Raw genomic sequence first — 26485 nt, 5'->3', positions numbered from 1 at the left:
CCCTCCTATTCTTCAACCCACTTAATGATTTGCCCCTGTAGTTCAATAGCTGCTAACTCTGACTGAGCCACTAAAAAGAGGGTATCATCATCAGCAATAACACTAAAAATCAAATGCTTGTACTCATCTAAAAGAATCTTCTTGATGAGGCGGCTTGTCCCAGGTTGAACAACGATATTCATAAAGGCATGTTGACGATCAACGCGTAACAAGCGACGAGTCGCAACAGAGGTTCCACCTACTCGTCTAGGAGCAGTTGAGAGCCCATAGATGTAAGAACCGTCTTCAGTTGGTACTTTGGTAATACCAATTTCATTGATATCACGCGATACAGTCGCTTGAGTAGCCTTTAATCCCTCATTTTGGAGTAATTTTACCAATTCTCCTTGAGTCGTAATTTTATTTTCTTGGACAATCTTTCGGATTAACTCCAAACGATCATTCTTCTTCATTCTTTTTAAACTCCTTGTGTGCTTGTGCTACAACTTCCTTAATAGAGGTTTGAGCATCATTTTGAGGAGAATTTGTCTTCTCCAAGTGTGCGAGAAACTCAATGTTACCATGACCACCTTGGATAGGTGAAAAGTCCAGCCCCTTAACTGAAAAGCCATAGTCAACCGCAAAAGCAGTCACTGTTTCTAACACTTTTTCATGGACACTGCTCTCACGGACAATCCCGTTTTTCCCAATTTGTTCACGGCCAGCCTCAAATTGTGGTTTCACAAGAGCAACAACTTGCCCCCCATCAACCAATATCTTAGCCAAAGCCGGTAGAATCAGATTAAGAGAGATGAAGCTGACATCGATTGATGCAAAAGACGGTAGTCCTTCTGTGAAATCGACAGGTTCAGCATAACGGAAATTATATTGCTCCATGGAACGAACACGTTCATCTTGACGCAATTTCCAAACCAACTGATTGGTACCGACATCAACAGCATAAACCAGTTTGGCCCCATTTTGAAGCATAACATCAGTAAACCCACCTGTTGAGGCTCCGATATCAATGGTCGTCATACCTTCAACTGACAGATTGAAAACTTCCAAAGCTTTTTCAAGTTTGAGCCCTCCACGACTCACATACTTAAGTTTTTCACCTTTAAGCTTCAACTCTGTACCGTCGTCGATTTTTTCACCAGGTTTATCGTAACGCTCACCATTGATAACATTAACAACTAAACCTGCCATTACGCCACGTTTTGCTTGTTCTCGTGTTTCAAAAAGGCCTTGTTTATAAGCCAAGACGTCTACTCTTTCCTTAGGCATGGAGTCGTAACCTTTCTATGATTTCTATAATACTGTCTTTCTTGAAACCTTGAGTCTCAGCTAGATTTTGGAAAATAGCCTCAGCTTTACTAAGTGATTCCTCGAGGATAGCATGTGATTTTTCCAGACCAAGAAGAGCCGGATAGGTTGATTTTCCCGCTACTACATCTTTTCCAGGTGTCTTTCCAAGTTCTTCGAAATCAGCAGTCACATCCAAAATATCATCACGGACTTGAAAGGCAAGACCAATCAGGCGACCAGCTTCTTTCAGATTTTCCAAAACCTCTAGATTTTTTTGAGCAACAATACCAGCCGCCACAAAAGGAAAGGTTAAAAGCATACCTGTCTTATGCTCATGAATTTTAGCCAGTTGCGATAAATCTAGTTCCTGACCTTCACCCTTCATATCCAACATCTGGCCACCAACCATACCGAAGGTCCCTGAGGAATGAGACAATGCTTGAATCAATTGAACTCGAATTTCTGCTGATAGCTCTGTTTGGGCCAGGAGATCAAAGGGATCCAAAAAGAGAGAATCGCCAGCCAATATCGCCGTTGCTTCATCAAATTTCTTATGGTTGGTTAAACGTCCTCGACGGTAATCATCATCATCCATAGCCGGCAAATCATCGTGAATCAGACTTCCAGTATGAATCATTTCAAGACTCGCTGCAACATCGAAATGACTAGGAGTTAGCTCTAAACCAAATCCTTCAAGTAAATCTAAGAAAATCAGTGGACGAATACGCTTACCGCCACTATCAACTGAATAAAGAATAGCAGTGATTAAATCACCTGATACAGGAAGATTCTTTTTCTGGTAGTAATCACGGATAGCCGCATCAATTTTATTTAGCTTGCTCATTAGGCATCCATTTCCGTTTCTGTACCATCTGCTTGCATAACCTTAACTAGTGTTTTTTCAGCATCTTCCAAGGTCTTCTGCAAATTCTTAGACAAGGCCATACCTTTTTGGAACTCAGCAATAGCATCCTCAAGAGCAACATCACCTGTTTCGAGCTTAGTGACAATGGCTTCTAAGTCCTGTAAATTTTCCTCAAATGTTTTTTTAGTTGACATTTTTCACCTCTACTTCTAGTTCTCCATCTCTCATTTGGACGGTTAATTGATCACCTTCGGTAATATTCTTGGTACTGGTTAAAGGTTTATCATCTTTTTTGACAATGGCATAGCCCCTTGCAACAATACGGCTAGTATCTAGAGACAATAAAGCATCCCGTGCCTTTTCTAATCTCACACGGTTACCATTAATGGTGTTCTTGGTTGTGGTCACCAATAAACGTTGCAAAGACTCTCGACGGTCTTGATAGTTCTGAACACTGGTCAGAAGATTTAAGCCTTGTAACCGTTGTTTCAAAAGTTCCGCTTTTTTTTGCTTTCGCTCGAAATCTTGACTCACGAAGGTTTCAAGCCTTGTTGTTAGTCGATCCAACTTTTGTAAATAACCATCATATAGGCGCTCAGGTTGCCTAAAGACAACAGATTGTGACAGTTTAGCTAAACGTTCTTGATTGTACTGTATACGTCTCAAACAGGCTTGATAAGCTCTATTTTGTCTTTCACGAATCCAAACCAAGGTATCGGCCTTTGATACTGGAGTAGCAAGTTCTGCCGCTGCTGTAGGTGTAGCAGCCCTACGATCTGCAACAAAGTCGGCCAAAGTCGTATCTGTTTCGTGACCAACACTTGAAATCACAGGTAGACGACTCTCAAAAATGGACTGAACAACAATTTCCTCGTTAAAAGCCCAGAGGTCTTCAATAGAACCTCCACCACGACCAACGATAAGTAAATCTAAGTCATCCCTTTGATTGGCTTTTTGAATATTTTCAGCAATTTCCTGCGCAGCTCCTTCACCTTGAACCTTGGTAGGGAAAAGTAAAATTTCTACCCCTGGAAAACGACGACTAACGGTCGTAATAATATCTCGAATAACCGCACCACTAGGACTTGTGACAACCCCAATTTTTTTGACAAAATTAGGCAGCGCTTGCTTATGACGATTTTCAAAGTAGCCTTCTGCAGTCAATTTTTTACGAAGCTGTTCAAACTGGATAGCCAAAGCTCCAATACCATCCGGCTCAGCCTTCTCGATAATAATGGAATAAGAGCCACTAGGCTCATAAATCTGGACACGACCTACGACATTGATCTTCATCCCTTCTTCGAGTTCAAAACCAAGTTTTTTGAAAACTCCAGCCCAGATCGTCGCCTGAATAACAGCTCCTTCATCCTTAAGCGAAAAATATTGGTGACTCGGGCGGCGACGAAAATTGGAAACCTGTCCCGTCAAATATACCCTCTCTAGATAAGGATCACGGTCAAATTTCATTTTCAAATATTTGGTTAAGGATGTGACCGATAAATAGTCTGACACGACAACTCTCCTTTATTTAAGCTATCCTTGAAAACCTGAAGACATTAAAAAAGTTCTGCAGAACCATCATCCCCAAATCTTCTCAGTCGGCTTTTTAATTGTATACACGATTACTTAAAATTATACCAAAAAAGACTGTCAAAAGACAGTCTCAACCACCATTGTCAGGTGTTTTATATGGTTTCATTAATCGGTTGTATATTTTTTTGAAACGACGTCCCAAGAATCGCTTGAACCGTCAATACCACCATAGGCTTCAAGTTGTCCCTTCTTATCTACACGGAAAAGAAGAACATCATTACCATAGGCATCATAAAGTTGAGCATAAACTAGGTTATCATCATCATCCGTCCATGAATAAACATTCCAACCTAGATTTTTATAATTTTCTCCAGTTGAACCTTGTTCTTTAGCATAGGTAGAAACAACCCAGTCTTCTAACTGTTGATCAGACAAAGATGAGGTATCAACTTGAGAGGATTGATTATCAGATGATGCTGCAGCTGCTTCCTTACTTTTTGCCAACTGACCGTTTTTCCATGGATTTGTTTCACTCTCTTTTTGGTTATTACTATACCACATCAAGGTAACAACAGGAATAACGACTGCAAGTACTGCAACAACTCCAATTACCCATCTAATGATTTTAGGATCTTTGAGTTTGTCAAAACTCGAAACTTTTCTTCCCTTTGTAGTTTCATTTTTACGACGTCTAAATTCGCTCACAGCTTTTTCCTCTTTTTCTTGAAAGTAGTCCCTTTTTTTCTTTTCCTCTTGTTCCAAGAGCTTTTGCACTTCCCTACGACCCTGTGGATCACTCGTTTGAGCCAATGAAATCTGCAACTGAAAAATACAATTATCCAAAGCTTGCTCATATTCTTTGGCTGCTTCTCTATCACCATTATCAGCTAAGGCTCTCAGATACTCTTCATTACTGAATTCAGCCATTCACTAAATCGCTCCTGCTTCTAAATCGTTTCTTCTATTTTCTTAAAGCCTGAGACTTTTGTCAAGTTACTAGTTTGTAACAAATTCTTACAGTTGTAAAAAGCCGAAGAAAATCACATTCTTCAGCTTATTTCTTAGTTGTTTCTTTATAATACTTACAATAACTTTGAAGAGGACAGGTCTGGCATTTAGGATTCTTAGCTAAGCAATGATAGCGTCCAAAGAAAATCATACGGTGATGGCTGATAATCCAATCCTTCTTTGGGATTTTCTTCATCAATTCTGCTTCGATTTCCTCTACACTAGCATCCTCTGGGGCGATATTTAGCCTTTTGGAAACACGTGAGACGTGGGTATCTACTGCAATCGAAGGAATGCCATAAACCTCAGCTAAAACCACATTAGCCGTTTTTCGTCCCACACCAGGTAGACTTTCCAATTCCTTATGCGTTTTCGGAACCTGTCCATCAAAATTCATTAAAACAGATCTAGCAGTCTTGATGATGTTCTTTGCTTTATTCTTGTAAAGACCAATCGTTCGCAAACACATCTCAACATCATCGAGGTTGGCAGAAGCCAAATCCTCAATTTCTGGATAACGCGCCCATAAGCCTGGTGTAATCTTATTAACAGCCTTGTCTGTTGTCTGGGCTGATAAAATAACAGCAACTAATAGCTGGAAAGGCGTTTCCCACTCCAACTCTCCATGAGCATTGGGAAACATCTCTCCCATGAGAGCTAGAGCCTCATTAACACGTTTTCTTCCTAACATTATTGGCCACCCCATAATTGACGGGCGGCATCCATTCCTGTTTTGAAGTCATCAGAAACCTGATGATGGTGCTTCTTACCTTGATGCTCCAAACGACGCTCTTCAACTTGAATTTTAGTTGTAATACCACTTAATTTCCAGTTACGAAGAACTCCTTTTATATAATTCCAATTTGTCTTGCGGTTAAATACTGCTTCTTTCAAAGCCTCACGGATAAGTTCGGGATCAGTATGTTCTTCTTGGATTTCCTTGTTTAAATCTTCGACAACCATTGGATTCAAGATTCCCAAAGCTTGTTCCAATTCATCTGTTAATTGCTTGATGAGCTGGGTATTTGTTGGCTGACCAACGACAGGCCCTACCGTTGTCTTTTCATTGCTCACTAACTTGTCCAACACTGCCAAGGCAGGTGAGGCATCTACAACCATCTCAATTTCATTGTTAATCTTAATAGTCGTGAAATCAAGAAGTCCAGCCTCAGTCAATGTCGTAATACTTTTATTAACTTCAGTTGGCGTCTTCCCAGTTGCTTGCGCAATCTGACTAGAAGCCACTTCTCCAATCTGAGTTGTCGTTTGTAGATAGAGAAACTGCCAAACCAGAAAGTCATCCGCAGATGGGAAAATATCCTTAAAGTGGAAAAATAAAGCATTAGGAAGGACCAGATTACCTGATCGATACTGTTCAAAAAAACTCATATTTACCTTTCAGAGTAGCTAGACACCCCAAAAAGTCAAATGCTCTCACATAAGTCCTTTGAGACTGTCTACTACAAATAACCGTAGAATGAAAAATCGTCTTCCAACTCTTCTAAACGATAAGGTGTTTCTTGATATACCGCATAGTTAATCCAATTGCTAAAGAAAGCAGATGCCGCAAGATTCCAACGAAGTTTAGGCTCCTGACTTGGATCATCCTCTGGGAAATAGTTTGCCGGTACATCTGGATTAATGCCTGCATCCAAATCTCTTCGGTATTCTCTTGCCAGAGTATCACGGTCATATTCAAAATGACCAAAACTATATACTTCACGAAGATTCTTACTTGCTAGAATGGATAAGCCAACTTCTGGTCCTGACACAACAATATCTAAATCCGTCTTGTTTTTAATATCCTCGAGCCTAACCTCTGTATAGCGTGAGTGCGGTGACATAAAGCTATCATCAAAGCCATTCATAAGGAAGTTTTCAGGCATGTCAACAGTTTGTTTATAGATTCCAGATAATTTCTCTGACAATGGAACCTTGTCGACTCCATGCTTGTAATAGAGACCTGCTTGAGCTCCCCAACACAGATGAAGGGTTGAATAAACATGCTTTTTAGACCAATCAAAAACTTGTGTTAATTCTTGCCAATAATCCACTTCCTCAAATGGCATTTGCTCAACAGGAGCACCTGTTACAATGAGACCATCATAATACTTATGCTTAATTTCATCAAAAGTCTTATAGAAAGTTTCCATATGTTCGGCATGTGTATTTTTTGACTTATGACTAGCCATATAAAGAAACTCGACGTTAATTTGAAGTGGCGTATTAGCTAAAAGACGTAGTAACTGAGTTTCTGTAACTTCTTTAGTTGGCATAAGATTTAGGATTAAGACCTCCATTGGTCGAATATCCTGGCTACTAGCTCTGTTCTCATCCATGATGAAGACATTTTCCGAACGCAATACATCAAGAGCTGGCAACTTATTATCAAGTTTTATAGGCATAACAATATCTCCATCCTTATTTATTCTATCTTCATATTATAAACCGGGGAGGTATTGTTATCAAATATATATTTTCTCTAGTTAGCTATAGCTTTAACCTATACTTAGAGAACACTTATGTTTTAAAAGAGTTAAAAAGGCCCAAAGGCCTTTTGTTAATTCATAGATAGATTTATCCTGGGAAGTTCATCAATACTTTAGTATCGTAACCTTCAATAGCTTTGCGTCCATTAAGACCATCAAGCTCAATCAAGAAGGCACAGCCAGCAACGACACCACCTAGGCGCTCAATCATTTCAATTGTAGCTTTGACGGTACCACCAGTCGCCAAGAGATCATCAACGATAAGTACACGTTGACCTGGTTTGATTGCATCAGCATGCATACAAAGTGTATCGACACCATACTCTTTTTCGTAATCTGCTGAAATCACTTCACGTGGCAATTTACCAGGTTTACGAACTGGCGCAAATCCGATACCAAGTTCAAAGGCAACTGGACATCCAACGATGAAACCACGTGCTTCGGGACCAACAATCATGTCAATCTTCTTGTCAGTCGCATACTGAACGATTTCACGGATAGCATAGCTATAAGCATTTCCATCAGCCATCAAAGGACTAATATCACGGAAAGTAACCCCTTCTTTAGGGTAGTTTTCAATAGATGCAATATAATCTTCTAATTTCATTTGTTCTTCCTATAGGCTTTTCGCCAAAAAAAATATTTACATACCATTATAGCATGAATCTTCAGATTTAGAAAATGCTAACCCTCATTTCGAGATGAATCCTTTAGATTAAGCACTAGTTCTACTTATAAAGCCAGTCATAAATTTCCTGTGGTGTCCCTAAAGCCATAAGTTCTTGGAACTTGACGAGATGTTTAAGATCTTGGAAAATCTTGCTGTCCTCAATCTCACGTTTTTCAGCTTCTTTATTGATTGTCATAACACCATTATCAATAGTCACAAAATCCAATTCATCAAAAATCTGAATCATCTTAATCAGAAGTATCTTATCGATTTTAAGGTAATGACTGAGCTCATCCAGTTTATAGCGGACATCGAATTCTGGGAATTGGTAAATGGTTTTATAGAGCCTTGCAAATTGCTCTCTCGTTCCATATCCAGTCAGATAATAGGCTTCCTTAATGCTATTCTTAAAATAAATAGCCTGGAATTCCTTACCGTCAAACCACTCTTTTAATTCCATCGCTGAATTCGGTAGGGTGTTGAGGACAACTGCAGGTTCAGTGTCTGATGCTTCTTCTACCGTTGGTAGGCCTTCAGGCAGTGCCATATTTTTTGAGCGAAAATCAAATAATTGAACACCATCCACACGTGCATCTTCTAGCATGAGCTGGAGCGTTGTCTGACCATTCCAAACATTAACAGACAAGGTCACTGCCAATTCCAAACCCTGAGCTTGTTGGAATTCTTGAAGAAGATTACCTTTGTTAAAAGCAACAACATCAAAGCTATCCTTGCCTTGCTTAACCTTAAACTTAAGATGGGTTCCATTTTGTCCCATAGTCCTAGCTTGAGTAACGGTAATATCATGTAGCCAAAAGACTGGCTTTTTATTATCCATACCAAAAGGTGCTAGTTTTTCTAGGCTCTTAATGGTATCCAAGCTAAGCTCACTGAGTTGGAGCTCCTCGTCTAAATTTAACGTATTTTTGGCACTCGTATCAATGTTATTATCGTAGACAAAATGACACAAAATCTCTGATAGTCGTCCAAGATTTTCTTCTGGAAGGGTCATCCCCGCCGCTCCAGCATGTCCTCCAAAAGCAGTAAAGATGTCTCGGTGGTCATCAAGGGCATGGAAGATATTGATAGATTCCAAACTACGGGCTGAACCCTTAGCCAAGCCATCTTCAATATTCAAAACCACTACTGTCTGACTGATTTGTTCCATGATACGCCCCGCCACAATACCTAGGACGCCAGGATGCCAACCTTCCTTGGCCAAAACCTGAACAGGTTTATCCAAATCCACCATAGTCATGGCTTCATCAAAGATTTTTTGAACAACTTCCTTACGTTCTTCATTTTTAGCATTGATTTCCAAAGCAATGGCTTGGGCTTCTTCATCGTCAAATCCGGTCAGCAGTTCAATGGCTGGATTTGGATCATCTAAGCGCCCCAAGGCATTGAGTTGAGGAGCCAGTTTAAATCCTACCGTTTCTTCAGAAATCGTTGTTGGGTCTACATCTGAAATGCGGAGTAACTCTTGCAGTCCAATACGCTCAGTAGTCTTTAGAATTTCCAGACCGACCTTGACCATAATACGATTTTCATCCGTTAGGCTAACCATATCGGCAATGGTACCAATGGCTACCAAGTCCAACATCTCAGTAGGAATAGTTTCAAGGAGGGCAGTTGCCAATTTGAAAGCTACACCACAACCTGCCAAATACTTAAAAGGATAATCGGCATCTGGATGCTCTGGATGGACAATCGCATAGGCATCTGGAAGCTGGGCCGGCATACTGTGATGGTCTGTAACGATAACGTCCACACCTTGCTCTTGCGCATAAGCGATAGCCTCATTCCCCGCTACCCCATTATCCACTGTAACAATGAGTGAAATGCCTTCCTGCTCAATAAAGTACTTGTAGACACTTTCATTTGGCCCATAACCATCTGTGAAACGGTTAGGCAAATAGACTCGAGCCTCAGCTCCCATCATTTCAAGAGCTTCCTTGACAATCGATGCTGATGTCATCCCATCCGCATCATAGTCTCCATAGACTAAGATTTGCTCATAATTTTCAATGGCCTGACGAATTCTAGCCACTGCCTTATCCATATCATGAAGAAGATAAGGATCATGAAGGTGTGATAAATCAGCCTTTAGAAAGCCTTCAAGAGCATCTTCTGTCGTAATGCCACGTTCATAGGCAATCTTGGCTGCTGTTTCTGCCAGTCCATGTTCTTTGGCAAGTTTAAAAAAGCCAGCATCTGGCTCTTTTGTGTTTATTTTCCAATCATACGTTGATGTAATCATGTTTTTATCTTTTCTCCCTGTCATCTAGTCTATCTATTATAACATGAAAAAATTTATCATAGTGGATAGAAAGCTAAGTTTCCTAAAAAGAGAATGTCAAACATCGGAAGGTGTTTAGACTCGTGGTACACTTCCAATCAAGACCTGCTTTTCTAGACAAAATAATAGTCTGGATATTGTTCCCTTTTTGACTTGTGTTTTCTCAGATATTCCCTTTTCCTCTTTACGTTAACTAACTCTATTCTACTATCATTTTCAAGTAATATTAGGAAAAACAAGAAAAAGATTCCCTATTTGGAAATCCTCTACATCAATATTTATAAATCATCCCTGTACAAGCTTGCTCTGAAAGTTCGACAAATCCCAGGGATTGGTAAAAGGCTAAATTTTTCTCGCTACGATCAGTGGCAAGGAGCCGTTGATAGACATTGGGGAAAGTCGCTAAAGCCTCTTCTAAGAGTTTCGTGCCAATGCCTTGTCGCTGGTGATCTGGTCGCACCAAGAGGTCCTGTACAAAAATGACAGAATGGCCATCCCCTACTAAGCGAATGTAGGCTACTAACTCTTCCTTATCATAGACCGCCAACTGCCATAGACTGGCTTTGACAGCTTCTTCTAGCATGGTTGGATTGTTAGTATAATTGGTCCAGCCGACTGAACTGTACAGTGCGAGTAGGTCTGTCATCGCTGGAATCTCTTTTTTATAATTTAACATCTTAACTCCTTTTTAACCTATAATGCTGGAAGAAGGCGATATCCCGATAAGGGGACTTTTGGCAGACCGCCAGCTCCATCTTAAGCATAGACTCTCGCCATCCCTCTTGGCCTTTGAAGCGATTGTCCTGCAAGGCATAAAAGACACGGATCCCTTGGTAGTCTTTAATTTCAAGAGCTAAATTTTCTACTACTGCATCAAGATCATAGGCCTGAGCCAAACCCATGGAGTGGGTTTCCAGATCTTGGCCTGCTAGTAAATCGAGGGCCTTCTGAGTATCATTTTCGAAGACGACGGTCTGTAGGACTCGGCCGACTTCATTGTGCTTGACGATAGAGAGCAGGCCTCCTGGTTTCAAGAGGCGGATGAATTCCTTGAGAAGCACCTTGCGATCCTCTACATATTCCAAAACGTTGTGACAGAGGATGACATCAAAGCTGGCATCTTCAAGGCTTGCCAACTGGTCCAGACTTCCGACTAGTTGTTGGTAGGTGTGATCTTGGGTACGCAAGGCCACCATTTCTTCATTAGGCTCCACAGCAAGGACTTTATTTTCTTGCGCTAGGTGGTTGGCTACAAGGCCAAAGCCACTACCAAAATCAATCACTCGCTTTCCCTTGATGTCCTGTAATTGGTCAAAAAGAATATCATAATAGATTTGACCCCAGGGTTGCTTGAGATTCTCTAAATACGCTTGGATATTTGCGGCCATCTAGTATCCTCCTATTTGTAGTTAAACACATTGGTAGCTAGTTTGTCCGAGATGTGTGGAAATAGCGTATAGCCTTTATGGGCAACTGCTAAGAGTCGTGGTAGATTGACTTCACGTTTATTTTTGCCCAGAATACGGACAATCTTTTTAGCCACGTATTTAGGACTGAGGACAAATTTCTTAACACTCTCAAGATAAGCTCCAGAGGGATCAGCTTGATTGAAGAAAGATGTCTCAATTGGACCAGGATTGACCGTTGTCACATAGACTCCCTTATCAGCAAGCTCTAAACGAAGGGCATCTGAAAAGCCAATTACCGCAAACTTTGTCGCTGCATAAACACTTGAATTGGCTGTCGCAATTTTTCCCGCCATACTAGCAATATTAACGATATGCCCATTGCCCTGTTCCACCATTTTCTCAGCCATCAGACGTGAAAAGGTCATCGTCGCAAAGGTATTGATATCAAACATATCACGGACTTCTTGGCTAGTGTAGTTATCATAAGACTTGAATTCACCGAAACCAGCATTATTGATAAAGACGTCAATACGTCCAAATCGTTGATAGAGATAATCTACCATTTTTTTAATAGCATTGTCGTCTCTAAGGTCAATGGCAAGGCAGGTTTTATTTTCCACATGGCGATAACATTTCTCAAGTTTGTCCTTGTCTCGTCCTAAGAGGATAATACCATCACTGGGTGAGAGCTGCTTGACAATTTCTTGAGCAAGGCCTCCTGAGGCACCAGTAATAGCAATAATACGTTGTTTAGCCATTAAATCTCTACCTCTTCCAAGTCACGAACGATGTGGGTGTTTTCGAAAATTGTTTTAGCATCTGCTGCCATCTTACCGATATCACGCCCCAAGAAACGTGCTGATACGTGATTTAGAAGAAGGCGTTTAGCTGATGCATCTTTAGCGACCTGTGCTGCTTGCATATTGGTTGAATGCCCATGGCTTTTGGCAATTTTTTCATCACCCTTACCATAAGTAGACTCGTGAACTAAGACATCTGCCCCCAATCCAAGACGAACACTGGCATTTGTCTTACGGGTGTCACCTAAGATAGTGATAACTTTACCTTTCTTAGGCGCGGAAATGAAGTCCTTGGCAATGATTTTCGTTCCATCTTCAAGAACCACATCTTGACCATTCTTAATTTGACCAAAAAGTGGTCCAAATGGCACACCTGCTGCTTTAAGGGCCTCAGCATCCAAAGTTCCTTCAAGATCCTTTTGAACCACACGGTAACCAACACAAAAAATGGTGTGATCCAACTTATCTGCATAAACCGCAAACTTGTCATTTTCCATAACCAAGCCTAGCTTATGCTCATCAATTTCCTTAAAATGCACATGGTAAGGTAGGCGTGTCCCAGAGGTACGAAGACTGGTCATAACATATTGTTTAATACCAACTGGACCATAAACTTCAAGGTCAGTTTGTTCTTCACTAGATTGGAAGGAACGACTAGCCAAGAAACCAGGTAGACCGAAGATATGGTCCCCGTGCATATGTGTGATAAAGATTTTTTTAACTTTACGAGGTTTGATTGTTGTTTCTAAAATCTGACGTTGGGTTCCTTCCCCACAGTCAAACATCCAGACTTCGTTGATTTCATCGAGTAGCTTCAAAACCAGACTCGATACATTACGAGCCTTGGATGGCTGTCCGGCGCCCGTCCCTAAAAATTGTAATTCCATGACTTTCTATACTTTCTATCTATCGTTTTTCTTATTTCTGGACAATATAAGCCAGGCATTCACGCTGAGCAAAGTCATAATAAACGGTTTGCCCTTTATATTGAGACAAAAGTTCCACTAATTCATCTTGATTAAAGCTAGCCAACTTAATGACATTTCCCTTCAGTTTAGTTACACGACTTAGTAACTGAGTCTCTGGTGTCAACTCTTCCAACACTTCTTCATCAAAGTAAACCTTGGCCATTTTAATTTGAGTTCCTTCAAGATAAACCTTATACTGTGGGAAAACCTGAGCAAGCTCAAACAAAATACTAGCCGTTGGAACCTCTGAATGCTCTGCAAAGACTAGGGCCACTTCATCGGCATTTTCATAGCAAAAACCATAAGATTTTCCTGAAAGATTGAGACGAATAAAGGGCTTGTGCTCATCAAAAGATGGTGCAGGGTTAAAGAGGTTCAACTCTTTTGAAAGTTCCAAGTAGTAATCCGTCGCTGCTTCAGGAGATTGCTTCTGGTAAATCTCTGCAAAATAAGCATTAATCACGCTTGGTGGTGGTGTAATGAAGGCCAATTTTTGACTGTCTGAAAGATCTGACAAGGTATTTTCCAGATAGACCTTATCTAAACTTGTAAAACCACCATATTTTAAAGCTAAATCCATATAATCAGTCATAAAATTCTTCCAATTTCCATTTATTTTTCGGTGAAATATAACCTGTGATTTCTTCCACTTCTGTCTCGAAACTATAGCTATCTAGCAAGGCCAATTGACTCAACTGATAAAGTTTATAAGCTTGATCCTGATGTACCTTAATACTAAAGGGTTCAAAAATCTGTTGAATTTCATCAATCAAGAGTCTTCTGAGGGCCTCACGACTTCCCTTGTCACGTGCTGAGAGGCGAACATTAGGAAAGACTGTTGCTACTAGATTATCAGCTACATCCATCTTATTGTAGATTGCTAGGCGAGGAATATCAGTCATGTCTAAGTCTTTGAGAATGTCTAAGACCACCTTTTCGTGCTCTTCGTGATTAGGATCACTCGCATCAATGACATGCAAAAGGAGGTCCACATTACGACTTTCTTCAAGCGTTGACTTAAAGGCAGCAACCAATTCTGTTGGCAAATCCTGGATAAAACCAACCGTATCTGTCAAGGTCACTTGAAACTGATCTTTTAAGTAAATTTTCTTAGTCGTTGCATCCAAGGTCGCGAAAAGTTCATTGGCCTCATACTGCTTATCATCCGTCATAAGGTTCATGATTGTTGACTTCCCAGCATTGGTGTAACCTATCAAGCCAATTTTAAAGGTACTTGAATCAACACGCTTTTCGCGAATGGTTTCTCGGTTCTTCTCAACAATCTTTAACTGGCGTTCAATATCGGCTATCTGGTTACGAATCGAACGACGATTGAGCTCTAACTGACTTTCACCAGGTCCACGGCTACCAATGCCCCCTGCTTGACGGCTGAGCATAATCCCTTGACCAGCCAAACGAGGCAACATGTACTTAAGCTGAGCTAGGTGTACCTGAAGTTTACCTTCATGGCTTCTAGCCCTCATGGCGAAGATATCCAGAATTAGTTGCATGCGATCAATAACTTTTACGCCAAATGCAGCTTCAAGATTGGTATTTTGACGAGGCGTTAAACGGTTATTGACGATGACAGTGCTAATCTCATCCGCATCCACCATGGCCTTGATTTCTTCTAATTTTCCTGAACCCACGAAAGACTTACTATCATAGCGTTCACGTTTTTGGGTATAGCTAGCTACAACCTCTGCCCCTGCAGTTTTGGCAAGACTGGCAAGTTCCTCCATTGACATGTCAAAATGCTCTGTCTCTTGCAATTCAACACCTACTAAAATAGAACGTTCTTGCTGTTTGGCTGTCTCTATCATAGCAAACCCCTTTTCGAAATAGTCGACTTCTATTATACCATAGGCAGGGGCAAAGAAAAGGTCACAGACCTTAATTTTTTTCAAAGAAAAACAAGTTGGATTAACCAACTTGCTTCTTCTTAATGTTTACGTGTCGGTTTCTTTTTTGAACCCTTACGACGCTTGCCTTGATGAATGCTTGGCGTATTTTGAGAAATGGTTTGACGCATTTTCTCAGTGGCCTTATCAACCTTATCTTTAGCCTTACCCAATTCTTGAGAGGCCTTAGTAACACTCTTCGAAGACTTGTTCTTCTTAGACTTACTCTTAGAAACAGGTTTCACTTGACTAGTTCCAGACGTACGCATCCGACGAGACATTGCCAAGAGAATTTTATTTTCCTCGTTGAGATTGGTTTGATAAGCCATCGAAAGCACCAAACCAACACCAATCAAGTTAGAGATGAGTGATGATCCCCCTTGGGAAATGAAGGGTAAAGGAATACCTGTCAAAGGAAGAATTCCCACTGCTGCCCCAATATTTTCAAAAATATGGAAGACAATCATCATGATAAAACCTGTCGAAATAAAGGTATAGAAACGATTGTTAGACCTGAATGTCACCCGCAACATGCGATAAATAAGGAAGAGATAGGTTAGAAGAACCAATCCACCACCTACCAAACCAAAGTCTTCCGCAATAACTGTGAAAATCATGTCACTCTCACGAACCGGTACGTTCAACTCCAGATGATTAAAGCCTTTACCATAGATTCCTCCAGTACCAATCGAAATCATCCCCTGCGTCTGTTGAAAGGCGATACCATCTGCATAAGTGAAGGGATCCAACCAAGCTGAGATACGGTTAATCTGGTAGGTTTGTACCCCCATCTTGAGCATAGCTTCCTTACCCCAATCTGTGGTAAATACCATTACAAACAAGCCTAACCCCACTGCAAAAGCTAGAACTACCGGCAAGATAATACGCCAGGATATTCCCGAAACAACTATTATACCTGCTAAAATAGCGAGGAAGACTAAGGCTGTCCCCATATCACCTTGAAGAACCAGTAAACCTAGGACAGGAAGCGTGACCGCTACATATTGGAAAAGTAGCAACCAGTCATCTTGAAGTTCAGTTACTTCCTTTCCTTGTTTAGCCCAAACACCTATTCTCGAAAGAAAAAGGATGTAGGATATCTTCATAAATTCTGATGGTTGAAAAAGGGTGACTGATCCAATGCTGACCCAGTTTTTTGCCCCTGTCGAGGCAACCAAAGCAGGTGAATAAAAAACGAGAGGTAGAACCATAAGCCCCAGGCCAAACATATAGAGCCAGGGGGTTGCCTTCCAAAGAAACTCTGTATTAAATAACATGACAACAAAAGCAAGTACTGAACCTAGAAAAATCCATAGTACTTGCTGAGACATGACTTGCACAAGATTCTTTGGGTAATCAAAATTTGTCGCGATAAATACCGAGACCAGACCAACCAGTAGTAGGATAAGGACTGGCAAGAGAATCGAGTAATCTATCCGACTTTCAATAGTATTTTTTGACTTAGCCATGTGTACTCCAAAATAAAGATTTAGCAAGAGTTATTATACCACTTTTTGGCCAGACAAATGACCTGAATGTATAAAAGTTTGACAATTTTTTACGAAAAAAGCAACCACAAAAGTGATTGACTTCTTTCATTCATTAATCTTAATTTGACACGTAACCTTTACCTTGAGCATTGAAGTATACCCATTGCCCTGAAGGAATTCGAATCCAGCGATTAATAGCCTTGTCACCTGTATGGACATCATAGTAAGAGATTGATCCATCAGGATTCGTAGCTGTGGCACCCTTCACTTGTTTACCAGTTTGGTCAAAGTAGAGGTGTTGGCCGTTGATAGTCTGTTCGCCAACAACTACTTCTCCTTTAGCATCAGCATAATACCAGTTATTGTCTCCGCTAGTGAAGAAAGTTGATACTAACTTATCTCCGGTAGCCCCATGGTAATATGAGCGAGTGCCATTAGCGTTTGTTGCAAAGCCACCTTTAACTTGCTTACCATCAGTACCAAAGAAGAGTTTTTGACCGTTGATTACTTGAGCTCCAGTAACGACATTACCCTTATCATCAGCATAATACCATTTATCATGACCAGTAGTGAAGAAGGTAGAAACCATCTTATCACCAGTATCCCAGTGGTAGAATGAACGACTACCGTTAGTGTTCGTTACGAAGCCACCCTTAACTTGACGACCATTAGCATCAAAATAGAGATGTTGACCATTGATAACTTGTGCACCTGTCACATTACGACCATGTGAGTCTGCGTAGAACCAGTTATTGTCCCCAGTAGTATAGAAGCCTGGTGTATGTGCCTTAGTCACAACACCCTTAGCATCGATATTAAAGGTTTGACCATCAACTACTAGTGATGTATCAACAAGTTTCACACCTGTGATTGTATCGTAGTATGAAGTCGTACCATCAGGATTGTTCACGAACTCACCTTTAACTTGCTTACCTGACTCATCAAAGTAGAGCTCGTCACCATTGATGGTTTGGGCACCACGAAGAACATCACCTTCATTGTTTGCATAGTATGTGGCATCACCAACTTGGAAGAAGCGGTTCTTAACTTGAACACCTTTTTCATTGAAGTAAAGGTTTTGTTTACCTACCTTAGTAAATCCAGTGGCAACATAGCCCTTATCATTAGCGTAGTACCAGTTACCATCTTGTTCAAAGAAGCCTGAGTACTTACGTTCACCTGAATCACCACAGAAGAACATCAAATGGCCGTCTTTTGTAGGAATGAAGATACCTTTAGCTTGGTAACCATTGTCATAGAAGTATTTTTCCTTACCTTCTACTTCAGTCAAACCTGTGGCCATGATTCCACCTTTGAACAAGTATTGATAGAATTTTTCTTCCTTACCACTATCATCTTTAACGGTAACTTCTTTCCAACCAGTTTGAGTCGTCAATTTACCTGACTTACCATAAACCAATGATTGACCTTTGGCATTTTTAATAACACCATCAGTAAACATAACACCATTTGGCAAGAAGAAATAGTTTGAACCGTCGATAGCTTGTTCACCAGTTACAAGGTAACCCTTATCGTTAAAGTAGTACTGTTTGCCATTATATGTCACAAATTGACTCTTAGCTTGAGTACCAGATGTTGTGTAATAAGTTACCCCTGTACCATCATAAGCAAATCCAGTTTTAGCTTTTGTATCACCAGTCAAGGCTGCTGGAAGGAAGGTACCTTTATCGTTAACGGTGAAGTACAATTTACCATCGCTGAGAACGTAGTCAGAACCATGTTTTTGGATATTTGTACCGTTAAAGTACTTAGCTTCCCATTGTTTAATCTTCACAGATGGATCAATTGTCTTACCTGACGCTTCCATAACTTCTTTGAAGATTTCTGGATAAAGTTTTTGAAGTTTGTCGAGGAAGGCACCACCATACTGTGCTTGGAAATCATTTCCTGATGACTTAGTATTTGTCACATAGAGTTTATTAACCAAGCTAGTATCATCAAGCACCTTACCATGTGTATCTGTACGAGTAGCTGTCACTACTTCTTTACCTGGGAGAGTATACAATTGGTCTGGAACCCAGTCAGCAATGACTTGAATACCTTGTTTGTGAAGAGCCTTGAGGGCATCACGAAGGTCTTCTTTTGAACCGTATTTATTGTTTTTGCTCATGGCAAAGTCATAACGGTCTGTGAAGGCATAACCATTTTCAATAATAGAATCAAGGAAAGTGCCATCTTTAGATGAGACATATTGAGGTGCAATTTCAAATGACGTAATGCCCCATGACTTGAAGAGGTCTGCATTAGCTGCAATCAATTTATTAGTATATTGACTGTCTTCTTTAACAAAGTCTTGGAAGTTTGAGAAACCTTCGTAAATCACTTGTGCTTCAAGGGCTGCAGAAGAGCTATAAACCTTATCCCCTTCTTTGTAGGCTTTTGTTGATGGTTTAGCAAGAACGTTTTGATCGTCAGTCGCACCTACTGGTACCCAAACTGAAAGGTAACCACTCATATCAACAGTCTTAAAGCCTTTGATTTCATCAGCTGTGAAGACAAGATTTCCTTGTGCATCTGTATATTTAACAATCTTAGTATCTGAATCATTCAATGATGACACGATACCTTTATCCGTACCAAGCAAGAGTGGACGGTAGGCTTGGTTCTTGTGGGCTGCACCCATATTTACAGTAATCGTTTCACCATCTGCTAATTTCAAATCTGGGTTATTAGCAATAAGGGTCAACATACCAGAATTGCGGCCGTATTTTCCACCTTCTGTATCTGTCTTAGACATCAAATCTTGACCGTAACGGACAGAGACAAGAACTTCTTTGTTGTCTTTAGCAGATGACACGCCATCACCAGCAAGGTTATGGATATAAGATGTTTGTCCACCGGCTACATATTTAGAACGAGCTTTAAGAAGTGTCGTGATTTGGTCAAAGTATGGTGATTTCTTAGCCATGTATTGACCGTTATCAGTATACAAGTCTCCGTAATATACACGAGTTGCTGCACCCATTGTTTGAAGCATCAAAGCATAGGCAGCAGGGATATTTGAGTGTGTATATTCCTTATCAACTTTCAACATATCCGCATTATAAATGTCGAAAGCCTGTTTCAATTGGTCTAATGTGAATGTGAAACCATCTGTTGTAGGATCAATTTTCTTACTGATAATGTCTGCGATAACCGTTTGAACTTCTGAGTCGTGTGCACGAACAAAGAGGTAGGTTGCAAAACCAAGTTGATCATATGAGGTAACTTCCGCACGGTTTGAAAGACCAAAATAACCACCGTTAATAAGGTCCTTCATTGATGCATTACGTGCACCTGTACCCTTATTCGTTACCGGACGAGTCAATCCATGAACAATAGACAAACGGAGACCATTATCCATAGAAAGGGCAGCTGTATTGTGTTCGTCAACATAATATGGGTCATTTTGAGACCAAGCTTCAAGAATTGAGATATTAGCAAGGGCACGTGCTTCAGACTCGTTTACCTTGTAGGCTGCCTTCATGTATGAAGACACCAATTGAAGCATATCGATGCTGACATTGTCCACTGCATCAACACGGATACCATCAAAGTGAGCATCTTTGTCCTTGTCACCAAAGACGATTTGTCCCCAGTTCATGAAGTAATACAATTGGTTAAGCATTTCAGCTTGCACAATTGGGTTTGAGTTGTCGATATCGCTTGATAGCAAGAACTCATAACCAGCATCACTACCACTCTTGATCTTGTCTTTTGCCAAACGGCTTGTCGCTGTTTGATCAAGTTTACGGTAGTCTGAGTTAGCCCACTTCGTTAAATCACTATTAACAAAGAGGAGAGCTCCTTTTTGGAAGTGTTCTTTACCTGGAGATTCAGAGTTAATATTCCATTTATCTTGGTCTTTAACAAAGGCCTCGATTGACTGACGCAACCAGTCTGTTGACTTATTAGCAGCAATCTTAACTTCAATCTTACGTTGGATGATTTGAGCAGCGGCATTCAAACTAGCTTGAGAATTTTCAATCGTAAAGACATCTTTTGTTTCTTCACCGTTGCTAAGAGCCTTAGTCATGTAGTTCAAGTAAGCTACTTGAGTATCCTTATCAGGCCACCAAGACATCAAAAGTGGACGGAAATCTTTTTCAGTTGACGCTTTCCAAGTTGTACCAGCTTCAAGGATTTCTTTTGGACGGTACCAACTATCTGCTGTCAAATAACCATCAACAAGTTCAAAGCTTGCTTTTGTTGAATCATAGGCAGCATTATTTTTTGTAAAATCAGTAACAAGATTTGTTGTTTCTTGTGTGAATGAATAAGTTGATGTGCTTGAAAGGGCACCATTTTCATCAAAATAAAGGACCTGACCATTTACAGTAATGGCAAAGTTTTTCTTGTGTGATCCATCTTCTAGAAGATAGTAATATTTACCATCTTTTTCCTTTTTAATATTATCAAGTGAGACTGCAGCCTTAATCTCAGCTTCAGAAAGCTCTTTAGACTTCTCAGCCGTTGGAGCAGCTACTCCAGCATTTGCAGCTACTTCCGATGTTGTAGCAGTTTCTGGTTTAGCAGCAACTTCTGGCTTAGCAGTCGTTTCAGGTTTGGCTTCAACCTCTACTGCTGCAGCTCTATCACTAGTTGTTCCTGAATTTGGTTGAACAGTCGTTTCAGCTGGTTTGTCAGCAGTAACTGCTGCTCGCTCTGTTGTTGTGGCATTTGAAGTATTTCCTACCTCAGTTGTTGTGCCTACCTCTTTTTCAACCACAGGATTTGTATTTTCCCCGACTGTAGTTGTTGAAGGTGATCCATTAGTATTATTTATTTCTTCTGCAGAGGTGAGTGAAGATGTGGCAACACTACCACCTACAATGGTAGCCAAAGCTGCTGAAGCGACAGCCAAAGTAACCCACTGCTTCTTCACTTTATGCAGTTTATAGCGTACTTTATTTTCCATATTCAATTTTTCCCCAATATATTTTTTGTCTTAAAATCTACACCTTAAAGACTTACTTATTATATCATTTTTCACTATCAAAAAAACTTAATACAACTTATTTTAATGACTTTTTTACCATCTTAATATTAAATTAAAAATCCGTCATGTAAGCGACTTGAAAGGGTATTTTTCAAAAAGAACCTTTTCCTAGAAAATATAAAAAAGAGAACCGAAGTTCTCCTTTTTAAATCAATTAGTTTAGCACTCTAGGTGGGTAAGCAAGACCATTCTTATCAAAGTAAACGTAAACTCCTGGTTGAATTTCTACCCATGTGCTAACAGCTCTCTTACCACTATCACCATAGTAATAGCTGATTCGACCATTGCCAGCACTTACTGTTTGCCCTTTTACTTGTTTACCATCTTTAGCAAAGTAATAAGTATCGTCACCAATTTTAACTTCACCAGTCACTGACTTACCATTAGCACCGATATAGTACCAATTGTTGTCTCCTGTTGTGAAGAACTCATTAGTCAAGCGTTCACCTGTTGCAGCATCATACTTGCTATAAGTACCATCTGCATTCTTAACAATACCACCCTTAACTTGGCTTCCGTCTGCATTAAAGTAGAGGTGTTGTCCATTGATAACTTGAGCACCTGTAACAGTCTTACCATTAGCGCCTGCATAGTACCAAACATTGCCATCAGTTGTGAAGAATTCGTTAGTCACTAGCTCTCCAGAACCTTCTTTGTACTTACTATAAGTACCATCTGCATTCTTAACAACGCCACCTTTAACTTGACTTCCATCTTCATTAAAGTAAAGTTTTTGACCATTGATAACTTGAGCACCTGTAGCGGCAACACCATTTTCATCGAAGTGGTACCATTTACCATCGATGTTCCTCCAAGTGTTCTTGATAGCATTACCAGTATGAGCTTCGAAGTAATAAGTCTTACCTTTATAGGTTGCTAACTTATCTTTAGTTTGGAAACCATCTTCACCAAAGTATTGTGTGGAACCATCGATAACAGTAAGACCTTTAGCCATGACACCTTCATTAGTGAAGTAACGGAATTTCACAACCTTAGATTCATTACCATCTTTATCAGTTTCAGTTACATCAAATTTAGTGTAACCACCCTTGTACATTTGACCTTTATAGTTATAAAGGTAAGTATTACCGTTAGCATCAACATAGAAGGCATTGCTCAACATGATACCATTTGGCAAGAAACGATAAACATCTTTACCATTTGGTGAGTATTCACCATTTGTAACCATGTGACCACGTGCATCAAAGTAATAGGTATTTCCATTGAAAGTAACAAAGGCAGATTTAGCTTGATTACCACTTGTACCGAAGTAAGTGATTCCCTTACCATCATTTGAGAACCCAGTAACAGCCTTTTCATTTCCTGTCAATTGAAGAGGAATGAAGTTACCTTCTTTAGTGACAGTGAAATATTTACCAGTTGCTTCATCGCTAAGTACATAGCCAACACCGCGGTCAAGAACGTTTGTTCCGTTGAAGTATTTAGCCTTCCATTGTTTCAATTTAACAGAATCATCAATTGGTTTACCAGTTGAGATCATGTTTTCCGTGAACATTTTAGGGTACTTAGCTTTAAGTTCAGCTAAGAATTCGCCACCATATTGAGCTTGGTAATCCCTACCTGATGACTTAGAGTTAGCTACATAAAGTGAGTGATCAATGATAGCATCTGCAATCTTACGTCCTGCACCGTCAGTACGAGTCGCTGTTACGACTTCTTTACCTGGCAATTGGTAAATTTGGTCTGGAACCCAGTCAGCGATTGCTTGGATACCCGCTTTGTGAAGGGCTTTAAGAGCATCACGAAGATCTTCTTTAGAACCATATTTATTGTTCTTACTCATGGCAAGATCATAACGATCTGCAAAGGCATAACCATTTTGGATAACTGAGTCAAGGAAGGTACCGTCATCGGCAGATACAAATTGTGGTGCCATTTCAAATGATGTTACGCCCCATGATTTGAACAAATCAACATTTTCAGCAATCTTACGGTTAGTATAGACTGAAGGATCTGAACCATCCGGGATAGTTTGGAAGTTTGAGAATCCTTCGTAGATCAATTGTGAATCATAAGCCTCAGTCGCTTTAAGGGTCAATTCGCCTTCTTTTTTAGCTTCTGTTGAAGGTGCTACACGGATATCTTGATCATCTGAAGCTCCGACTGGAACCCAAACTGCTACGAAACCTGACATATCAAATGTTTCATAACCCTTGATGTCATTAGCGCCGAAAGTCAAGACACCATTGCTGTCTGTTTCTTTCACGTAACCTGCTGCGATTGCCTCTGCATCAGATGTAAAGTTCTTGATACCATCAGCTGTACCAACAATCAAAGCACGGTATTTCTGGTTGGCATGGATTTTACCCATTTCAACATTAAGTTTAGCTGACTCATGCAAAGTCAATTTTGGATTATTCACTACAAGAGTTACCTGACCAGAGGTACGGCTGTATTTAGAACCTTCTGTATCGTCAGCTGTCATGATGTCTTTACCATAACGTACTGAAGTGTAGACTTCACTTGTGCGGTAAAGTTCAACATCTGAATTGTCCATCTTACCATCAGTTGGCAACCAGTAAGAACGTTGCGCTTGTCCACCAGATACATACTTGATACGGTTCTTCATCAAGTTAACGATGGTGTCGTGATATGGTGATTTAGTTTCCATATAGTGACCGTCATCTGTATAAAGGTCTCCATAGTAGACACGAGTGATCGTTTCCATGTTCTGCAACATTACAGCATAAGCTGCAGGGATGTTATTCAAGGTATATTTCTTATTGCTGCTGAGCATGTCTTTGTTGTAAATTTCAAATGCTTGCTTCATTTCAGAATCAGAGATAGTGAAACCATCTGATTTTTTATTGATTTCTTTCTTAATGATTTCAGCAATAATATCTTGAACGTTGTTATCATGGGCACGGATAAAGACGTAGTTTCCTGACGCGTCTCCGTATTTCTCATTGTATTTACCAATTGTAGACTGTTTAGCTGTACCGTCTTCGTTGTAGGCAGTGCTTCCATCTTTGTTAATCCAGTCAGTCTTAAAATCGCGTTGAGTCGTATTGAAAGTATTGTTATACAAAGGACTTACAGCTGGTGTACGATCCTTAATTGGTTTAGCCAATGAGAAAAGGAGGGCCAAACGTTGTTTATTTTCCATGGCAAGCGCAGCACCATCAGTCTTGTCATTGTAATGGTTGTCGTTAAGACTCCACGCTTCAAGAACTGAGATATGAGCAAGAGCTTGCGCCTCAGATTTATTTACACCATAGTACTCACGGAAATAGTTTGTGTAGAGTTGAAGCATGTCAGCATTGACATTATCTACCGCATCGACACGGATACCATCGAAGTTAGCATCCTTGTCACCCATAACAATTGAACCCCAGTTCATAAGGTAGTGAATTTGGTTCAATTGTTCCGCTTGAACAACTGGGTTAGATAAGTCTACGTCATTAGCAAGCAAGAAGTCGAAGCCACCCATGTGGTTTGGGTCAGACTGCTCATCAAGAACTGACTTATTAATCGTACCAGTCTGGTTAGTAGCCGTACGGTTCAAAAGACGATAGTTAGAATTTGCCCATGGTGTACGTGAGTCATTCACATAAAGAAGGGCTCCACCTTGAAGGTGATCCTCTCCTCCACCTTTTGAATAGTTTTCAGTTTCTTTGTTCCACTGTGGTTGTGTCTTAACAAAGGCAGAGATAGTTTCACGCAACCATTGTGTTGATTTTTCAGCCTGAATCTTTTGTTCAATCTTAACTTGGATATCCTTAGCAGCACGATTTAAGTCTGCTTGCTTATCTGTGCTTGTGTACTTAGCCTCCAAGTTGAAGACTTTAGACATGTAGTTCAAGTAATTAACTTGCGTATCTACATTTGGCCACCAAGCCATCAAAAGTGGACGGAAATCTTCTGCAGTTGATGCTTGCCAAGTCACACCATCTTTGATGATAGAAACTGGACGGTACCAGCTATCAGCAGTCAAATAACCATTAATCAATTCAAAACTTGCTTCAGATGAATCGTAGGCACGGTTATTGATTGAGAAACCATCAACAATATTTGTTGTTCCAGGTGTGAAAGAGTGTGTTGATGAACTTGTAAGGGCGCCATCTTTGCCGAAGTAAAGCAATTGACCATTTACAGTAATGGCAAAGTTTTCTTTGTGTGAACCATCTTCATTAACATAGTAATATTTACCATCAGTGTATTTGATGTTTTTCAAAGAAAGTGCTGCTTCCACTTCTGAATCTTTCAAAGCAGCTTGAGGAGCTTTAACTTCTGTATTGACGACTTCAGCCTTGACGGTAGCTGGCTGTTCTTCTGCTTTTTCAGTTGTAACAGCTGGTGCATCTGTTGTCACAACTGCTTCTTTATTTGGAACAGCTGCCACTGCTACATCAGCAGTTGTTGCTGTTGTAGCTGCTTCAGCTGTTGCTTGTGTGTTCGTTGTAGTTGCTGTTTCGGCAGCATTTGTTTCTTTAGCAGGCGTTAAAACATCTGCTTCTTTTGTATTTGTACGTTTATCGACTTCTTTGGTTGCTTCTGTAGAAGTAACTAAGTCGGCTGTTGTATCTGAATTTGGTTGAGTTACTGTCTTATCTTGAGTTTCATCCGCTGAAACTGAAGATGTTGTTGCAGACAATCCTCCTACGACAGTAGCAAGTGCTGCAGAGGCAACTGCAATTGTAACCCATTGCTTCTTAACTTTATGAAGCTTATAGTGTACCTTATTTTCCATTATAATTTTCCCCGTGATTTTATTTGTCAAAATCAGACTGAAATCTATCCGATTTC

At 40.3% G+C, this 26485-nt stretch carries 19 protein-coding genes and 1 pseudogene; all 20 read right to left on the bottom strand.

Translation table 11 applies throughout. From position 1 onward, the window contains the following. Nucleotides 1-5: 5 nt before the first annotated feature. The 20 genes and pseudogenes from AX662_RS02070 to AX662_RS01975 all read right to left on the bottom strand — a co-directional run bounded on the left by AX662_RS02070 (nucleotide 6) and on the right by AX662_RS01975 (nucleotide 26429). The gene (locus AX662_RS02070; RefSeq protein WP_002890762.1) at nucleotides 6-452 is read right to left on the bottom strand and encodes an arginine repressor; all 447 of its coding nucleotides are present in this window, start codon (nucleotides 450-452) and stop codon (nucleotides 6-8) included. Then, nucleotides 439-1266: a TlyA family RNA methyltransferase gene (locus tag AX662_RS02065; protein ID WP_002884054.1), complete on the bottom strand. Its 828-nt coding sequence runs from the start codon at nucleotides 1264-1266 to the stop codon at nucleotides 439-441. The genes AX662_RS02070 and AX662_RS02065 overlap by 14 nt, the downstream gene beginning before the upstream one ends. Next, nucleotides 1259-2131 carry a polyprenyl synthetase family protein gene (locus AX662_RS02060; protein ID WP_060971489.1) on the bottom strand — a complete coding sequence of 291 codons (873 nt, stop codon included), beginning with the start codon at nucleotides 2129-2131 and terminating at the stop codon, nucleotides 1259-1261. The genes AX662_RS02065 and AX662_RS02060 overlap by 8 nt, the downstream gene beginning before the upstream one ends. Then, nucleotides 2131-2346, bottom strand: coding sequence for an exodeoxyribonuclease VII small subunit (locus tag AX662_RS02055; protein ID WP_002888853.1), 216 nt, complete (start codon nucleotides 2344-2346; stop codon nucleotides 2131-2133). The genes AX662_RS02060 and AX662_RS02055 overlap by 1 nt, the downstream gene beginning before the upstream one ends. Then, nucleotides 2336-3664, bottom strand: coding sequence for an exodeoxyribonuclease VII large subunit (gene xseA, locus AX662_RS02050; protein WP_060971488.1), 1329 nt, complete (start codon nucleotides 3662-3664; stop codon nucleotides 2336-2338). Before xseA ends, AX662_RS02055 begins: the two co-directional genes overlap by 11 nt. 186 nt (nucleotides 3665-3850) lie before the next feature. Beyond that, nucleotides 3851-4612, bottom strand: a complete 762-nt coding sequence (locus tag AX662_RS02045) for a hypothetical protein (RefSeq protein WP_060971487.1) — start codon at nucleotides 4610-4612, stop codon at nucleotides 3851-3853. Between the two features lie 127 nt (nucleotides 4613-4739). Next, nucleotides 4740-5384: an endonuclease III gene (nth, locus tag AX662_RS02040; RefSeq protein ID WP_060971486.1), complete on the bottom strand. Its 645-nt coding sequence runs from the start codon at nucleotides 5382-5384 to the stop codon at nucleotides 4740-4742. Beyond that, nucleotides 5384-6082 (bottom strand): DnaD domain-containing protein, encoded by a 699-nt coding sequence (locus AX662_RS02035; RefSeq protein WP_060971485.1) that lies wholly within the window; start codon nucleotides 6080-6082, stop codon nucleotides 5384-5386. Before AX662_RS02035 ends, nth begins: the two co-directional genes overlap by 1 nt. A 71-nt stretch (nucleotides 6083-6153) precedes the next feature. Beyond that, nucleotides 6154-7098 carry a homoserine O-acetyltransferase MetA gene (gene metA, locus AX662_RS02030; protein ID WP_060971484.1) on the bottom strand — a complete coding sequence of 315 codons (945 nt, stop codon included), beginning with the start codon at nucleotides 7096-7098 and terminating at the stop codon, nucleotides 6154-6156. Nucleotides 7099-7270: 172 nt separating this feature from the next. Further along, nucleotides 7271-7789: an adenine phosphoribosyltransferase gene (locus AX662_RS02025; protein WP_002890753.1), complete on the bottom strand. Its 519-nt coding sequence runs from the start codon at nucleotides 7787-7789 to the stop codon at nucleotides 7271-7273. A 121-nt stretch (nucleotides 7790-7910) separates the two neighbouring features. Continuing rightward, nucleotides 7911-10112 (bottom strand): single-stranded-DNA-specific exonuclease RecJ, encoded by a 2202-nt coding sequence (recJ, locus tag AX662_RS02020; RefSeq protein ID WP_060971483.1) that lies wholly within the window; start codon nucleotides 10110-10112, stop codon nucleotides 7911-7913. Nucleotides 10113-10422: 310 nt separating this feature from the next. Further along, a complete protein-coding gene (locus tag AX662_RS02015; RefSeq protein ID WP_060971482.1) occupies nucleotides 10423-10827 on the bottom strand; it encodes a GNAT family N-acetyltransferase in 405 nt (134 codons plus the stop codon). Nucleotide 10828: 1 nt separating this feature from the next. Beyond that, nucleotides 10829-11539 (bottom strand): class I SAM-dependent methyltransferase, encoded by a 711-nt coding sequence (locus AX662_RS02010; protein ID WP_060971481.1) that lies wholly within the window; start codon nucleotides 11537-11539, stop codon nucleotides 10829-10831. Nucleotides 11540-11550: 11 nt separating this feature from the next. Next, entirely contained in the window at nucleotides 11551-12318 is a 768-nt protein-coding gene (locus tag AX662_RS02005) for an SDR family NAD(P)-dependent oxidoreductase (protein ID WP_060971480.1), read from the bottom strand. Then, the gene (gene rnz / locus AX662_RS02000) at nucleotides 12318-13247 is read right to left on the bottom strand and encodes a ribonuclease Z (RefSeq protein WP_013990735.1); all 930 of its coding nucleotides are present in this window, start codon (nucleotides 13245-13247) and stop codon (nucleotides 12318-12320) included. Before rnz ends, AX662_RS02005 begins: the two co-directional genes overlap by 1 nt. A gap of 31 nt (nucleotides 13248-13278) precedes the next feature. Beyond that, nucleotides 13279-13920: a hypothetical protein gene (locus AX662_RS01995; protein ID WP_060971479.1), complete on the bottom strand. Its 642-nt coding sequence runs from the start codon at nucleotides 13918-13920 to the stop codon at nucleotides 13279-13281. Next, nucleotides 13913-15151, bottom strand: coding sequence for a GTPase HflX (gene hflX, locus AX662_RS01990; protein WP_060971501.1), 1239 nt, complete (start codon nucleotides 15149-15151; stop codon nucleotides 13913-13915). Before hflX ends, AX662_RS01995 begins: the two co-directional genes overlap by 8 nt. Nucleotides 15152-15528: 377 nt before the next feature. Next, nucleotides 15529-16698, bottom strand: a pseudogene (locus tag AX662_RS01985) (FtsW/RodA/SpoVE family cell cycle protein); the annotation flags it as partial. 139 nt (nucleotides 16699-16837) lie between these two features. Next, nucleotides 16838-21637 (bottom strand): glycoside hydrolase family 70 protein, encoded by a 4800-nt coding sequence (locus AX662_RS01980; RefSeq protein WP_060971477.1) that lies wholly within the window; start codon nucleotides 21635-21637, stop codon nucleotides 16838-16840. Between the two features lie 235 nt (nucleotides 21638-21872). Then, nucleotides 21873-26429 (bottom strand): glycoside hydrolase family 70 protein, encoded by a 4557-nt coding sequence (locus tag AX662_RS01975; protein ID WP_060971476.1) that lies wholly within the window; start codon nucleotides 26427-26429, stop codon nucleotides 21873-21875. Nucleotides 26430-26485: the final 56 nt, after the last annotated feature.

Source organism: Streptococcus sp. CCH5-D3 (assembly GCF_001556435.1).
Classification (GTDB): domain Bacteria; phylum Bacillota; class Bacilli; order Lactobacillales; family Streptococcaceae; genus Streptococcus.
Note: the sequence above shows the minus strand (reverse complement) of the source record. Positions and strands in the feature narration are given on the sequence as shown.